The following is a 13,876-nucleotide window of genomic DNA, read 5'->3' as shown; positions in this document are numbered from 1 at the left end:
GCGAGCCTACCGAGCCCCCACCGACGATCCTATTGACTGGGACTGACAGCGTCGAAGGGGAGAGCGGCCAACGACCGCCCGGATTGCCCTCTTTGATCAACAGGCTCCCGATTGAGATGAGTTGTCTCGCCGGATGCGCACACCACCCCTCCACACACCCCGCACACTCCCCCGCACGCCGGTCAGCCGCCGACCCGCAGCGACGACAGCAGGAAGCGGGCGAGGACCGACGTGGGGAAGCTGATCGCCGCCACCCCTTCCTCCGCGCGGAGTTCGACGACCGTGCGCGAGGGGCCGTACGGACGCACGTGCACATTGCCGAGGGCGGCGGGGGTCTCCAGGCCCTCCTCCAGCAGGGCCCGCGCGAAGGTCCAGGTGACCTCCTCGCCGTCCAGGGAGATCCACGGCGGGAAGACGAAGTGCACGGCCTGCGGGTCGGCCGAGGTGTAGCGGAGGGTCGCGGGGACCGCCACCTCCTGTTCGTCGGCGGTGAGCAGGCGGGCGCCGGTGGGCTGCTCGAGCGTGATGGGCACGGGTCTTCTCCGGGGGTGCGGTGACGGGCCGTCGTACAGGGGGTCGTCAAAGTGGTCGTACAAGTGAGAGCGCTCGGCGGCCGGTTGATTACGCGGGAAACACACGCAAGTTGAGTGACTTGTGTCACTTCTTGATGCGCTTGAAACTGTGCTTGAAAGTTTTGCCATCTACCCTGACAAACCCTTTCCCCGCCCCACGCCCGGCAACTGGAGCGTTCCGCCATGCACGACGGTTCCTCTGCAGTGATCAGCACCACCGCCTACGCCCGGATCTACGAGGAACAGCAGCCGCGTCTCGTCGCGTACGCCCGCTCCCTCACCAGGAACGCCTGGCTCGCAGAAGACCTGGTCGCCGAGGCGCACTTCAGGGTGTGGCGGCGGCTGGCCGAGGGGCACGAGATCGACAACGTGTCGGCGTACCTGACGACGACGGTCCGGCATCTCGCGTACGCGGCGAGCGGGGCCGCCCGCGAGATGCCCCGGGATCCGCACGAGGACGAACCCGCCGAGGCCGGCCGCCACGGGGACGACCCCGCCGAGCAGGTCTCCTCGGTCGACCTCCTCGTGCGCGTGCTGGCCCAACTCCCCGAACGCTGGGTCAAGGCGCTGTGGCTGGCCGAGGCGGAGGGCCAGCCGCTCGCGCAGATCGGGCCGCAGCTGGGCACGAAGGAGGGCGCCACCGCCGTACTCCTGCACCGCGCCCGCGAGGGCATGCGGCAGGCCTTCCTGCGCACCCAGACCGGCGCCCCGGACGATCCCGCCTGCCAGGTCCACTGGAGCCGGATGCCCGCGTATGTGCGCGGCGCCGCGACGGAGCGTCAGTCCGACCGGCTGCTCGGCCATGTCGACACCTGCGAGGACTGCCGGACCCGGCTCGCCGCCCTGATGAGCGCCAACGACCGGCTGCCCGCGCTGGTCGGTCCCGCCCTGCTGGTGTTCGCGGTCGGGGGGACGGCGGGGAAGTTCCTGCTCACCCTGACGGCCGCCGGGGCCTCGGCGGGCGCACACACAGGCGGGAGCGGGCTGCTGCACGGTGTACGGCAGGCCACCACCGTCGGCGGTACGAAGGCGCCCGTGGTGGTCGCGGCGGGCGCGATGGTGGCCGGTGCGGCGGCGCTGGTGCTCATCCTCGGCCCGGGCCACTCCTCCTCGCTCCCCGCCCGGCGGACACCGGTCGCGGACGCGCCGGTGGCCCAGGTGCCGGTGGCCGGGACGCCGGCGGTGCCTACGGACGCCCCCGCGACGGAACCGGTGGAGGCGGTCGCGGAGGCGGGCGACGGCACGGGGACGGCCGGGGCCGGGGACGAGTCCGGTCCGGTGCGTACGGCCGGGTCCGGGCCGTCGGACACCACCGGGGCCACGCCGGTCCCGGGCGGGAGTACCTCGGGAGACGACGGGGGCGGTGACACCGCGGCGCCGCCCGAGACGACCGGGCCGTCGCCCTCGCCGTCGCAGCCCGCGGATCCCACTCCCCCGGCGGAGCCCACCGAACCGAGTCCTCCGTCGCCCCCGGCCGAGTCGGAGGACCCCACTCCGCCCGCCGAACCGACCGATCCGGCCCCCGTGGACACCCCGCCCGCCGCACCGACCGACCCGGTCACCCCGCCGGACGACGACTGCCCGCCCCCGCCGAGCGACACCGACGACAACGACAACGGCAACGGCAACGGCAACGGCGGCAAGGGCAAAGGGGGCGGAGGAGCCGAGGCCGACGCACGGGTCCCGGCACAGCGGGACCACGCATCGAAGAAGGACCGGTGACCCTCAGCCGACCTCGTTCTCGGCGGTCGCCTGCCCGTGCACCACGATCGCGCCGCCGTAGAACATGCCCGTGAGGACCGGCTGGTACGTCAACTGGACCTCGACCTGCACCCGTTGGGGGTCGGCGGCGATGCAGTGGGTGCCGGCGATGTCGGCGGTGGACATGTCCATCTCGCGGGCGAAGGTCTTCACCCGGGCGTCGCAGTCCTCGTAGTTGATGGGCGCGCCGCCCTGACCCTCGTACAGCTTGTCCCTGTCGATGTCCTGCGCCGCGTAACGGGCCGCCTGTTCCGCGATGTCGGCGGCCCGTTCGCGCTTGGAGATGGACAGGCCGCCGTCGATGACGAAGGCGGAGAGGGAGAGGAAGACCAGCGCGAAGATGATGACCGCGCCGGCGCCCGAGCCCCGGTCGTCGAGACGGAGCCGGCGCGCGGCCCACCAAGTGCGCAGCACGGCAAGGCTCATGCGGCCCTCCGGAACGGGTCGAGCGGTGAGGAGAAGCTCGCGGTGAGCGTCGTCGGGATGTCCAGGCCCAGCATGGCCAGCCCCCGTACCTCGCAGCTCACCTCGACCGTGAAGAGGGTGTCGGGCTCGAAGCCCTGGCTGGTCTGTACGACGGAGACCGGGCCGGAGCAGACGTCCGACAGGTCCGCGTCGGCGGCCTTCTGCGCTTCCGACATGGCCGTGGCGTGGTCCTTCTGGATGGACCCGGCGCGGGCCGCGTCCCGCGCGGCACCGTCGATCGCGCCCCGCCCGTCGACGAGTTGGCCGAAGGCGACCAGGACGAGGATGAACAGGATCATGACCGGGGCGAGGATGACGACCTCGATGGTCGACAGCCCCCGGTCGTCCGGAGTTCTTGCCTGAGAGGAGTTCTGCGGGGAGGACATCTAGTTCGTGTCCTCCACGAATCGCTCCACCGGCCCGGACGACTGCGCGTGCACCGTCAGGTCCAGGCCCGGGAACACCGTCGGGATGCGGGCCGAGATCTCGACGCCGACCGTGTTCTGTTCCGGCTGGATCATCTTCACGTCGGGCGACAGGACCAGCTGCGGCCCGAGCTGGCTGATGTAGGAGTCGACCACGTCCTGGGCCTCGCCGCGCCAGGCACCGGGCTCCGCGTCGGCGGTGGCACGGGCCTTGCGGGCGCCGGCCTGGGCCGCCGCCTGGGCCACGTGGTCGGCGAAGAAGTACAACGCGAACTGCACCGTCGCGAAGATCATGAAGAAGAGGACGGGGGTGAGCAGCACGAACTCGATGGCGGTCATGCCCGAGTCTCCCGAGCCGCCCGAGTCGCCGCGCGCGGCGGCCGCCCGGCGGCGTACCCAGCCGCGCAGGCCTCTGCTCACGCCCACCAGCATCCCCGTCACCCCCGTCGTACGTACGTCGTCGATCAGCAGGTTCCGCTGGCGTTGGCGCCCTTGATGCAGTTGCCGACCTTGTTGGCGCCGTCGCTCAGCGCGGCGTTGATGATGGCGGCCACCACGCCGACGATCGCGACCACGACCGCCGAGATGATGACCCACTCGACGGCGGAGGCGCCGCGGTCGAGTTCACCGGAGCGGGCGCGCTCCACGCGGGCCTGCAGGAAGGTGACCAGGAAGTCCATTGCCGGGATCCCGGTGCTGACGTTCCGTCGGTTCATGATGACTTGTCCTCTCGATACAGCAGTTGGCGAAGGTTCTCGAATCAGCTCGTCTCAGCTCATCTCGCCTCGTCCCGAGGCACAGAACATCAGCTCACCTGGAACACCCGCATCGCCGCCGGGAAGATCAGGAAGACCAGGAAGCCGGCGCACAGCAGCAGCTGGGCGACGAGCATCGACTGGGACTTCTCGCCCGCGCTGCCCTCGATCTCGGCGAGTTCGCGGTGGCGCATGGTCTCGGCGCGGGAGGCGAGGGACTCGCGGACCTTGGCGCCGTCGTCCGCGACCAGGGCGAGGGAGGCGGAGAGGTCCTTGAGCTCCTCCACGCCGAGTTCCTCGCCGAGCGCGCCCAGCGCCTGCCACTGGCTGACGCCGGTGATCCGGGCGTCGGAGAGGGCGTTGCGGATCCGCTGGTTGGCCCAGCCGTCGGAGACCTCGGCGGCCGCCATCAGGGCCTCGGGCAGACCACGGCCGCCGGCGAGGCTCATCGACACCAGGTCGAGGTACGCCCCGATGACACGCCTGAGGTCCCGGCGCTTCTCGGCCGCGTCCCGTCGTACCTCCAGGTCGGGCAGGAAGAAGAACAGGGCCGCGCAGGCCAGGGAGAGCCAGACCGGGATGACCGGGCTGTGCCCGAAGCCCATGGTGTAGACGACGGCGAACAGGAACGGGCCGAAGATCAGGCCGGCCGCCGCGAGCAGCACCTTGGTCGCCAGGAACTTCTCCCAGCTGCGGTCGAGCACCGCGAGGTCGGCACGGAGCGAGCGCTGTTCCCAGCCCTGCTGCCGGTAGAACTCGGCGACCCGGTCGCCGACTTCGGCCCGCAGCGAGCCGAGCCGGCCGGTGTCCTGGGCCGGCCGCGCGGACTCGTAGGCCGCGCCGCGCGCCCGCATCGCGTCGATCCGGGCGACCTGCGCGACCGCGCTGCGCTTGGACGGCATCAGGGCGCGGATCAGGGCGTAGACGCCCAGTCCCAGGATCACGCCGACGACGATCGGCATCGTGAGGTTCATCGGCGGGCCCCTTCCTCGGTGGGGAGCTGTTGCTGGCCCGGTGCGCCGGGAGCGCCCGGTGCGCCGGGTGCGGTGCGGGGCGGTCGTACGAACTGCACGGAGGACTGGTCGCGGACCAGGAACCGTTCCGGGGTCTCGATGGTGGACAGCTTGCGCAGCCACCAGAAGCCGAGCGCGAACAGCCCGCAGACCAGGGCGAGTACGAGCTGGCCGACGGCGGTGCCGTACGGCGACACGAAGTCGCGGTTGAAGACGGCGAGGCCGAGCACGAACGCGACCGACACGGCGACGACGATCTGCACCGACCGCCGGGTGGACGCCCGCTGGGCCATCACGCGCTGGCGCATGTCGACCTCCTCGCGGGACGACCTGGCGAGCGCGCCGAGCACCTGGCGCAGACCGGGGCCGCGCAGCCGGGCGTTGAGGATGAGGGCGGCCACGATGATGTCGGCGGACGCGTCGTTGATCTCGTCGGCGAGGTGCTGGAGCGCGTCCGGCAGCGGGGTGCGGGCGCGCAGCCGGTCGACGAGGGCGTCGAGGTGCGGCCGCAGGATCGGGGCAGCGGCCCGCGCCGAGGCGGGGATGGCCTGCTCCAGGCCGACCGCACCGGCGATCGTGTCGCGCAGCGACTCCGTCCAGGAGGCCAGCGCCTCCACGCGCTTCATCGCGGCCCGCTCCTCGGCGGCGCCGCCGAACAGCTTGTCCCAGAAGAAGACGAGGACACCGGCGGCGATGCCGGCCACCGCCCAGCGGGTCAGCAGCAGCACGACCAGGCCGACGATGGCAGCCAGGGAGCCGCGCTGACCGGCGAACCTGATCAGCTCGGCGGCCCGTTCGTTGGCCTTCTGCTTCTCGTGGTCGGGCTTGGCGGGCAGGCCGCGGATCGCCAGGATCAGCAGCGCGAGTCCGCCGCCGAAGGCGACACCGCAGCCGAGGGCGACGAGGACCGGCGTGGAGAAGAGCCCGCCCATGGAGCCCAGGGAACCCAGGTTCATGTCACGTCACCCCCACGCCCCGTGCGGCTGGTAGCCGTAGGCCATCAGGTCCTCCAGGCAGGCTATGGGCGCATGCGGTACGACCCGGCCGTCGTGTGCCTCCGCGAAGACCTCGCTGGACAGCACCCGGCCGTCGACGCCGTTGACCTCGCGGACCGAGGTGACCATGCGCTGGAGCCGGCCGCCGGTCTGGTAGTTGTTGCGCCGCTGGATGAAGACGACGAAGTTCACCGCGCCCGCGATCAGCATCTGGCTGGCCTCGATGGGCAGCCGCTCGGAGGCCTGGAGCGCGTACGTCGAGATGCGGTTGAAGACTTCGCTGGAGCTGTTGGCGTGGATGGTGGACAGCGACCCGTCGTTGCCCTGCGACATCGCGTTCAGCATGGTGACGATCTCGTCGCCGAGGACCTCACCGACGATGACCCGGGAGGGGTTCATACGCAGGGACCGCCGGACCAGCTCCGCCATGCTGATGGTGCCCTGGCCCTCGGAGTTGGGCAGCCGTTCCTCGAACGCCACCACGTTGGGATGCAGGTCGTGGAAGGTGTCGAGTCCGAGCTCCAGGGCCCGCTCCACGGTGATGAGCCGCTCGTGCGGCGGGATCTCGTTGGCGAGGGCCCGAAGCAGCGTCGTCTTACCGGCGTTCGTCGCCCCCGCGATCATGATGTTCTTGCGGGCGCGGACGGCGCAGGCCATGAAGTGCGCGACCTCGGGCGTGAGCGTGCCGTTGCCGACCAGGTCGGAGATGAAGACCTTGCCCATGCGGGCGCGACGGATGGAGAGCGCGGGCCGCCGGGTGACGTCCATGACGGCGGAGAGCCGGGAGCCGTCGGGCAGCCGCAGGTCGAGCTGCGGGTTGGCGGAGTCGAACGGCCGGGAGGAGAGACCCGAGTACGCGCCGAGCACCTGGATGAGCTCGATGAGCTCCTCGTCGGTCTCGGCGACGGGGTCCGCCTTGACCTCACGGCCGTCGCTGTAGCCCACGAAGACCTGGTCGCACCCGTTGATGTCGATGTTCTCGACCTCCGGGTTGTCGAGCAGCGGCTGCAGCCGTCCCACGCCGAACAGCGCGGCGTGCACGGCGGCGGCGTACTGCTCCTCGGTCTCCGCGTCCAGCGGGGTCCGCCCGGCGTTGATCTCCGCGCGGGCGTACTCCTCCAGGATCTGGGCTATGACCGCGCGGGCGTACTGCCGTTCGTCCTCGGTGGACATCGGCGTCACGCCGGACGCCTGGTCCTGGCGGCGCTGCTCGGCGATACGGTCGCCGGCGTCCTGCCGGAACCGCTTGACCAACTGGTGGTCGACAGCGGTCATCGGCCGGCTCCCGCGTGGGGCGCCTGGTTCGGTACGGACCAGGCGGCGCCGTACTGCTGGTGGAGGTCGGCGGTGACCTTGCGGGCCGAGCGGATGAGCAGGGACTTGTCGAGCCGCCCGCGCTTGCGGCCGGCCAACTGGTCGGCGCCGGCCGGGTCGTCGGCGATGGTGCCGACCACCCGGGCGCCGGTCTGGGCGTGTACGAGCATGTCGTTGACCTGGTTGACCAGCTTGCCGGAGCCGGCCGGGTCGGCGATCAGGACGACACCGATCAGCGGGGTGGCGAGGGCGGCGGCGCCGCGCGGACCGCCATGCAGCTTCTGCGCGAGCGCCCCGGCCCGGTCCCTGACCCGGGCGAGCGCCTCGGGCTCGGCGCGCGAGACGAGCAGCACGAGTGCGGCGTGCGGGAACATCTCCACGGCCGGGGTGTCGCCGCTGATCCGTCCGCAGTCGGCGATCACGTCGGCGGGGGCGTTCGGGGAGTCGGCGAGGGAGGCGAAGGCATGCCCGAGGGTGGGCCACAGCCCCGCGAGACCGGCGGCGTGCTCGGCGATACCGAGCCCGACCAGCACTTCCAGCCCGCCGCTCAACGGCTGCACGTGGTCCCAGAGTTGATCAGGTACGAGACCGCGCCTCGCGGTGGCGGCGATGGACAGCATGCCGGTGTTGGGGTTGAGCGGTCCGCCGTGCGCGGCGGCACTGCGGTAGACCAAGTCACCGCCGGCCGGGTCGGCCTCGGCGAGCAGCACGCGACGCGGCCAGACCGCGGCCAGCGCGACGGCCGCGGTGGTGACGCCGGGCGAACCCTTGTCGGCGGCGATTGCGATGAGCGCCATGGGGTGTCGGCCGCCTTCTAGTTGCCGTTGCCGGGGACGCTGACCAGGGCTACCTGGCCGTTGGACGCGGCCTGGGCCAGGTCCGCCGCCTTGTCGGTGTCGACGGCGAGCGTGATGGCGTAGTTGGTGCTGCTGACGAGCTCGCCGCTCTTGGCGGACGGCACGGCGGTGACCTTGGCCTGGCCCACGATCAGCGAGCCGTTGTCGTCCGCGGAAGAGGAGGAGGAGCCGCTGGTCGAGGAGGAGTTGTTGGTGACGACACGGTAGGCGGCGACCGTGTCGCCGACCTTGAGGCCGTTCGGATACTGGCCTTCCTTGAGGGCCAGTCCGACGGTGGACTTCCCAGCGGCCAGCCCGCTCCCGCTGCCGAACATCTCGCCGACGGCGACGGCCCCGGCCGGGATGGTGTTGATGGCCTTCAGCCTCTTCAGGCTGCCGAGCTGGGACCACCTGACGTAGTTGATGCTGTCGTCGGCCGCGACCATCACGGACGTCACGTTGCTGTTGGTCACCGAGGACCCGGCGGGGATCTCCTCGGTGACCTTGATGACCTCGATACGGTTGCCGGCCTGCAGCACGAGCGTCGTCGCCCCCAGCGCGCCGAGCAGGATCAACAGCACGGCCAGCGCGGCCAGCGCGGGCTTGCGCTCCCGGGGGGCGGTGGGAAGCCGGTCACCGACCGAAGGCTGAGCCGGACCGGCGGAACGACCGGCGCCCGCCCCCGTACGCTCTTGGATCTTCACGCAACCGCTCCCCGTTACAACCAGACTTCGTCTGTCAAGAACCCTGAAACAGCGTCAACGCCCTCACCACCGTGAAAGCGGACACTCGACACCAATCACCCGGACTCGGCCAAATACTTTGCCGCAGGGCGAGTGTCAAGCGATCGCACCGTATCAGTCACCCATAAGCCCCTCAAGGCGCGCCCGAACACCTTGACCTCACCGAAATCGTCGTTGCGATCTGCAACGGCGGGGAGGGTTGGGCCTGTTGGGAGTAGGGGGACATCGGCGGGGCCTGAACTGTGCGCGGGCGAATCCAGAACGCCCACGCCACACCCCACCCCCGCCCCCTCCCCTCACCGACCGCCCGTGAGGCCTGCACGAATCACTCACATCGATGTGACCGACTCATGCCACGACATGACGGTCCGCCGACCACGCCCGGCGACTCCCGCCCGCTCGCTCGCGATTGCTACCGATTCACCGACTGGATCTCATGGACCGTCACATCCTGCTCGAACGTGGACAACCCGTCCGGCAGGCCCGGCTGTTGCGCCGGTCCGTCGGGATCGGCGGAGTCCGTCCAGGTGACCTGCCAGGTGATGGCGGCCTTGAAGGGATAGGTGCCACTCCCCGACGACCTCAGGTACGTCACGTTGCAGCCCGCGTCCTTGCTGTCGACCGTGTACCCCTTGTCGCCCTTGACCAGGTCGTACGTACAGGTCTGCGGGTCCGCGTCCGAGGTACCCGCGTCGATCCGCAGAGCCACGGGGGTCGCGACGGTGGTCGCGGCCATCTGGACGCCCTTGTAGTTGATGCTGGCGGTCGTCCAGACGCGGTCGAAGTCACCGTCGAGCTTGACTCTCGTACCGAGGTTCACGACGAGCTGGTCACCCTTGGGGCTCAGCTCCACCGGCGGTGTGGGCAGCTTGGTCGAGTTGTAGGCGAGTTCGGAGAGCGTCTGCGGGGTCAGCTGGTGCGGGTCCTGCTTCGGCTGGGCCTGCGGGACCCAGATCTCCCAGTTGTCGGGGGTGACGGGGCAGGCCTCGTTGTAAGCGTCGTTACGGAACTGCACCTGCCACCACAGGCCCTTGTCACCCTTGTGGTAGTCCTCTTCCTCCCGCTTCTTCGCATAGCTCGCCGCGGGTTCCTGCGCGCCCTTGTACGCGGACTTGATGAACTCCTCGTACTCCTCGGGCGTGTACATCGGCTCGTACCAGCAGACCGGGGGCTTCCAGTTCGCGTTCGAGGAGGTGGCTTTGGAGGTGGAGTGGGAGGAGCTGCCGGTCTTGCTCTGGCGGACCTGGATGTGGGCGCCGATGACGCCTTTGCCGGAACTCGCGCTGGAGTCGGAATCAGGCTGGCCCGTCGGACCAGTTCCGGTCGTGTCGGTGCCACCTCCTGAGCTGTCATCCGCATGGGCCGGGAAACTCGCCCCCAGCGCCAGGACGAGACCGATGGCAGCAGCCGTTCGGACGCCTGGACGAACCACGTTCATCACTGGCCCTGCACGCACTCCGCATCCCCCTTCTTCCAACTCTGCTGCGTCACCTGCCAGTCACCGGCAGAGTCCCGCTGGGCCTGGACCGTGTACAGGACGAAGCTCTTGTCGCTCGCCTGCGTGCGCTGCACTTTTCCGGTCTTGATCACCTTGTCGTAGGCCTTGCTCTGGTCCTCGCAGTAGCTGGCCGCCGCCGACTTGCCGTTCGCAACGTCCGTAACCTTGAAGCCGTAGTACCGGTAGTGGCCGGTCAGCGTGAGCCCTTCCTTTTTGTTGAACTCGGCAACCCGGTTCGCCCAAAAGATGCGGGCATTGGCAGCGAAGTAACGGTTCAGGTTGGCGGTCTGCCCACTCCCCTTGCCAAAGGCCTCGATGCGGGCCTGGGCCGCGTACGCCACATCCCGCAGAACCGCGTCCTTGGTGCCGTCCCCTACCGATTCCCGGTCCACCGCCACGGTGATGTCCGTCGGGTAGTCGAAGCTCGGCGCATTCTTGTCGGCCGACACGGAAGCAGAGGGCGACGGGGAAGCCGACTCGCTGCTGTCCGCCCCCTTGATCTTGTCGTTCGCCGAGCTGTCGCCGGAGTCGCTGCTGCAACCGGTCACCGAGACGGCGAGGGCGGCAAGAAGGCCGGCCACGGCCGTCCTGCGTCGCGTGGTCAGCATGAGTGCTTGTCCTCAGAGGTAGGTGGTCGGCGTACCAAGGGATGATCCCATGAGTGACGGATGCGGGACCAAGCCCCTCGAGAGACCGATGCGACTCCGTGAAGTCCGTGAAGACATCTTCACAAGCGGAAACCGGGTGTGTCCGCCAAGGAGCGTCGATCACCCGGCCGATCCCTCGATCCTTCGGATGACGGTGGATACAGGGTGAACTGCGGCCCCCTGAAGCAGCCATCGGGAAAGGGCAGGCCAGCCATCAGGAGCTGCGGCCATGCCAGGGCACGTTCGGCTCTCGCGCGCTGGACGGCGAACACCGAGGTCGAGTCGGCCGCACCGGGCCGCATGCCCGGCCCGGTTCCTGCGTGACATCATGCAACGCAGCCTGCGCAGCAGCGACTTCGGGAGGGACGACCGTGGGAGAGCCAGACGCCCAGCCGAAAGTGGAGAATCCGTATCTGGCTTCCCTGAAGAGGCTCAAGAACAGCCTCGGAGCGGAGACCGAGATGCTGAAGAAGCAACTCGAGACCGCGGCCAAGGACATGGACAGCAAGCGGGTCTGGGCAGGCAAGGCAGCCAGTGACTGGGCCAAGGACCTCGAGGGCCGTCGGTCACACATGAAGCTCCTGGTGGAGAAGCTCATCCCGGCAGTGGACGCGGAGATCGCCAAGTGCCCGGAGAAGGTGACCCCGGGCGAGGCCAAGATGATGCGCATGGATCTGCAGGGCTTCTGACGCCGGTCATGCGGTGACAGCACACGCACCACCAACGGGGAGAGAAGCATGGGCGAGTTCTCGGGGATCGACTCCAAGGCGCTGAACGGCATGATCGACTCGGTCAAGTCGGACAAGGAACGGATGCGCCAGAGCGTGTCCTGGATCAAGTCGAGCTTCGAGCGGCACGGCATCGACACACAGCCGTTGTCCCAATTGCTCGGCATCTGCGGCTGGCTGGACGACCAGGTGCCCCTGCTGATCCGCCGCTACCACCTCGCCCTGGCCGTCACCGGCGACGGCAACGGTGGGAAGCCCTACCCGAATGCCCCCAAGGGCACGGCGATGGTGACGATCGACGAGGCCATGGTCGGCCAGAAGGCGGCCGCCGAGCGCAACGGCAAGGCACTGGCGGAGCGGTTCAAGAAGGACTTCAGCGGCAGCAGCTCCGCGGAACTCTTCGCCGCCCTGGAAGCGAACGCCGACGACGCCGACTTCGTCAAGGCCTTCTACAGCACGCTCGGACCCGACAAACTGGTGTGGCTGTCCAACGAGATGGACAACGATCCCTACGACGACTATTACGACAAGCACCCGGACGCGTTGACCCACGACCGGAATCTCGTCGCCAGGACGCTCGGCACCTTTACCCAGGTGGCCTTCGAAGGTCAGACCGCCCAGGAGAAGCAGGCTTCCTGGAGCAAGTGGTTCGACAAGTTCGCCATGGATCCGCAGCGCGGCTTCCGCCCCGACCGGCTGATGCCCCTTCTCGCCGACGGTACCTACGACAAGGACTTCCTGGTCGCACTCGGCGACCGGGTCTTCTCGAAGGACCAGAAGACCTTCGAGAACGAGTGGATGAACGGCAGCGGCAAGAACCCCTGGGAAGCCGACCACTACGCCCAGCTGTTCAACGCCATCGCCGCCAACCCCGAGGCGTCCGGCGAATGGATGAGCCACGACTACGACACCATCCAGAGCATGCTCTACAACCCGGCCGGCTCCTGGGACAAGTCCCGCTCGGCTGCCCTCGTCAAGGTGCTGCACTCGGCGACCATCGACCTCCGCCAGACGAACGAAGCCCTCGCCGAGAAGCTGACCGCGCACCTCATGTTCGACAACTACAAGCACATGAACGGCGACGAGCAGAACCTCCACCCGATCGAGGGGGTGGACTACTTCTATTCACAGCTGATCACTTCACACTGGAAGGACCTGGAGAACGGGATCACCTCCCCGGTCGCCGACAAATTCTGGATGGGCGACGCGACCACGGGCGGCTTCGCCGAGGACGCGTCCAAGTGGGACGAGAAGGCATTCCTCAACAGCCAGGATCCGTCCCGCTTCGGCCTGGAGGCGGGGGCGCCGATGTGGCAGGCGCTGATGAACGAGGCGGCTCGGGATCCTCGGGCGGCGGGCGAGATGAGTGCGCTCTTCGACACGTACCGAAATCAGATCGACAGCCAGGTCGTGCACACGGACCGTACGAACAACGACGCGATCCAGTACCTGAGCATGAAGCGCGGCCTGATGATGAAGGCGTACGGCACAGCCTTCACCTACGCGAAGAAGTCCATGGAAGACGAGGCCGATGCCTGGGCGGATAGCGTGAACGAATTCCGCAAGACGCTGATCGAGACAGCAGCCGACGGGGTGCAAGCAGCTGCAACGGGCGGCACCACCGCCGTCGCCGACATGGGTAAGGAACAGCTCACTGGCCTCGGCGACTCCGCGAAGGGCCTACTCACGGACTGGCTGGCGGAACAGTGGAGCGTCAAGCCCGAGGAGGCGCCGGGTGGCCTCGCGGACAAATACAAGAGCTTGTCCGAGGCCGAACTGGACACGTCGTGGCGTGACCTTTACCGGAAACTCGCGAACGGCCAGGTCGCAGGGGACCCAGCCAGCGGCGTGCAGCCCGGGTTCGACCCCACCCTGACCAAACCGGTCACCGTCGGGCCGCACCACAAGGAGGGCACGGTGTACACAGGCGACCCTAAGAACTACATCAAGAGCCCGGCCGACAACTTTCTGACCCCTGCGGGTCAGGTAATGGACCCGGACAAGATGAGTCCGCGGCAACTGAACGCTTATTCAAAATGGCTGCAAGACTATGCAGTGGTCACAAAAGTACAAGGCGATGGGTTCGCGACGGCTCAGCAGTTCCAGGATATCCCTGACTGACTC

The 13,876-nt window shown here is 68.9% G+C and carries 15 protein-coding genes; 3 read left to right on the top strand and 12 right to left on the bottom strand.

What is annotated here, in order from left to right; all coding sequences use genetic code 11:
- Window positions 1–182: 182 nt before the first annotated feature.
- The gene (locus tag ACFZDK_RS00865; protein WP_390968487.1) at window positions 183–533 is read right to left on the bottom strand and encodes an SsgA family sporulation/cell division regulator; all 351 of its coding nucleotides are present in this window, start codon (window positions 531–533) and stop codon (window positions 183–185) included.
- A 222-nt stretch (window positions 534–755) separates the two neighbouring features.
- Here ACFZDK_RS00865 and ACFZDK_RS00860 point away from each other — a divergent pair, with 222 nt between their 5' ends.
- Window positions 756–2,294 (top strand): sigma-70 family RNA polymerase sigma factor, encoded by a 1,539-nt coding sequence (locus tag ACFZDK_RS00860; RefSeq protein ID WP_390968485.1) that lies wholly within the window; start codon window positions 756–758, stop codon window positions 2,292–2,294.
- A gap of 3 nt (window positions 2,295–2,297) precedes the next feature.
- On the opposite strand, the gene ACFZDK_RS00855 is transcribed toward ACFZDK_RS00860, so the two are convergent.
- The 11 genes from ACFZDK_RS00855 to ACFZDK_RS00805 form a co-directional block, all read right to left on the bottom strand.
- A complete protein-coding gene (locus tag ACFZDK_RS00855; RefSeq protein WP_390968483.1) occupies window positions 2,298–2,759 on the bottom strand; it encodes a pilus assembly protein TadG-related protein in 462 nt (153 codons plus the stop codon).
- The gene (locus tag ACFZDK_RS00850; protein WP_390968482.1) at window positions 2,756–3,184 is read right to left on the bottom strand and encodes a TadE/TadG family type IV pilus assembly protein; all 429 of its coding nucleotides are present in this window, start codon (window positions 3,182–3,184) and stop codon (window positions 2,756–2,758) included. Before ACFZDK_RS00850 ends, ACFZDK_RS00855 begins: the two co-directional genes overlap by 4 nt.
- Window positions 3,185–3,655 carry a TadE/TadG family type IV pilus assembly protein gene (locus ACFZDK_RS00845; protein WP_390968481.1) on the bottom strand — a complete coding sequence of 157 codons (471 nt, stop codon included), beginning with the start codon at window positions 3,653–3,655 and terminating at the stop codon, window positions 3,185–3,187. It lies immediately after the preceding gene.
- Window positions 3,656–3,687: 32 nt separating this feature from the next.
- The gene (locus ACFZDK_RS00840) at window positions 3,688–3,939 is read right to left on the bottom strand and encodes a hypothetical protein (protein ID WP_390968479.1); all 252 of its coding nucleotides are present in this window, start codon (window positions 3,937–3,939) and stop codon (window positions 3,688–3,690) included.
- Window positions 3,940–4,028: 89 nt separating this feature from the next.
- Window positions 4,029–4,952 (bottom strand): type II secretion system F family protein, encoded by a 924-nt coding sequence (locus ACFZDK_RS00835; protein WP_390968477.1) that lies wholly within the window; start codon window positions 4,950–4,952, stop codon window positions 4,029–4,031.
- Complete coding sequence (locus ACFZDK_RS00830; protein WP_390968475.1) at window positions 4,949–5,947, bottom strand: type II secretion system F family protein; 999 nt, start codon at window positions 5,945–5,947, stop codon at window positions 4,949–4,951. Before ACFZDK_RS00830 ends, ACFZDK_RS00835 begins: the two co-directional genes overlap by 4 nt.
- 6 nt (window positions 5,948–5,953) lie before the next feature.
- A complete protein-coding gene (locus ACFZDK_RS00825) occupies window positions 5,954–7,261 on the bottom strand; it encodes an ATPase, T2SS/T4P/T4SS family (RefSeq protein WP_390968474.1) in 1,308 nt (435 codons plus the stop codon).
- Window positions 7,258–8,097 carry a hypothetical protein gene (locus ACFZDK_RS00820; protein ID WP_390968472.1) on the bottom strand — a complete coding sequence of 280 codons (840 nt, stop codon included), beginning with the start codon at window positions 8,095–8,097 and terminating at the stop codon, window positions 7,258–7,260. Before ACFZDK_RS00820 ends, ACFZDK_RS00825 begins: the two co-directional genes overlap by 4 nt.
- A gap of 17 nt (window positions 8,098–8,114) precedes the next feature.
- Complete coding sequence (locus tag ACFZDK_RS00815) at window positions 8,115–8,840, bottom strand: hypothetical protein (RefSeq protein WP_390968470.1); 726 nt, start codon at window positions 8,838–8,840, stop codon at window positions 8,115–8,117.
- 451 nt (window positions 8,841–9,291) lie between these two features.
- Window positions 9,292–10,317 (bottom strand): hypothetical protein, encoded by a 1,026-nt coding sequence (locus ACFZDK_RS00810; RefSeq protein WP_390968469.1) that lies wholly within the window; start codon window positions 10,315–10,317, stop codon window positions 9,292–9,294.
- A complete protein-coding gene (locus tag ACFZDK_RS00805; RefSeq protein WP_390968467.1) occupies window positions 10,317–10,985 on the bottom strand; it encodes a hypothetical protein in 669 nt (222 codons plus the stop codon). Before ACFZDK_RS00805 ends, ACFZDK_RS00810 begins: the two co-directional genes overlap by 1 nt.
- A gap of 410 nt (window positions 10,986–11,395) precedes the next feature.
- Here ACFZDK_RS00805 and ACFZDK_RS00800 point away from each other — a divergent pair, with 410 nt between their 5' ends.
- Both ACFZDK_RS00800 and ACFZDK_RS00795 read left to right on the top strand, forming a co-directional pair.
- On the top strand, window positions 11,396–11,713 hold the full coding sequence (locus ACFZDK_RS00800; protein ID WP_390968465.1) for a hypothetical protein: 318 nt from the start codon (window positions 11,396–11,398) through the stop codon (window positions 11,711–11,713).
- Window positions 11,714–11,761: 48 nt separating this feature from the next.
- Complete coding sequence (locus ACFZDK_RS00795) at window positions 11,762–13,873, top strand: hypothetical protein (protein ID WP_390968464.1); 2,112 nt, start codon at window positions 11,762–11,764, stop codon at window positions 13,871–13,873.
- Window positions 13,874–13,876 lie beyond the last annotated feature (3 nt).

Origin of the sequence: Streptomyces sp. NPDC007901, from assembly GCF_042959465.1 — a bacterium.
Taxonomy (GTDB): domain Bacteria; phylum Actinomycetota; class Actinomycetes; order Streptomycetales; family Streptomycetaceae; genus Streptomyces.
This window is presented reverse-complemented; position numbering and strand designations above follow the sequence as displayed.

What these genes read in the sequence shown, in the direction of transcription:
- ACFZDK_RS00860 (WP_390968485.1), top strand. Translation starts at nt 756, where the DNA reads ATGCACGACGGTTCCTCTGCAGTGATCAGCACCACCGCCTACGCCCGG.
- ACFZDK_RS00855 (WP_390968483.1), bottom strand. Translation starts at nt 2,759, where the DNA reads ATGAGCCTTGCCGTGCTGCGCACTTGGTGGGCCGCGCGCCGGCTCCGT.
- ACFZDK_RS00850 (WP_390968482.1), bottom strand. Translation starts at nt 3,184, where the DNA reads ATGTCCTCCCCGCAGAACTCCTCTCAGGCAAGAACTCCGGACGACCGG.
- ACFZDK_RS00845 (WP_390968481.1), bottom strand. Translation starts at nt 3,655, where the DNA reads ATGCTGGTGGGCGTGAGCAGAGGCCTGCGCGGCTGGGTACGCCGCCGG.
- ACFZDK_RS00840 (WP_390968479.1), bottom strand. Translation starts at nt 3,939, where the DNA reads ATGAACCGACGGAACGTCAGCACCGGGATCCCGGCAATGGACTTCCTG.
- ACFZDK_RS00835 (WP_390968477.1), bottom strand. Translation starts at nt 4,952, where the DNA reads ATGAACCTCACGATGCCGATCGTCGTCGGCGTGATCCTGGGACTGGGC.
- ACFZDK_RS00830 (WP_390968475.1), bottom strand. Translation starts at nt 5,947, where the DNA reads ATGAACCTGGGTTCCCTGGGCTCCATGGGCGGGCTCTTCTCCACGCCG.
- ACFZDK_RS00825 (WP_390968474.1), bottom strand. Translation starts at nt 7,261, where the DNA reads ATGACCGCTGTCGACCACCAGTTGGTCAAGCGGTTCCGGCAGGACGCC.
- ACFZDK_RS00820 (WP_390968472.1), bottom strand. Translation starts at nt 8,097, where the DNA reads ATGGCGCTCATCGCAATCGCCGCCGACAAGGGTTCGCCCGGCGTCACC.
- ACFZDK_RS00810 (WP_390968469.1), bottom strand. Translation starts at nt 10,317, where the DNA reads ATGAACGTGGTTCGTCCAGGCGTCCGAACGGCTGCTGCCATCGGTCTC.
- ACFZDK_RS00805 (WP_390968467.1), bottom strand. Translation starts at nt 10,985, where the DNA reads ATGCTGACCACGCGACGCAGGACGGCCGTGGCCGGCCTTCTTGCCGCC.
- ACFZDK_RS00795 (WP_390968464.1), top strand. Translation starts at nt 11,762, where the DNA reads ATGGGCGAGTTCTCGGGGATCGACTCCAAGGCGCTGAACGGCATGATC.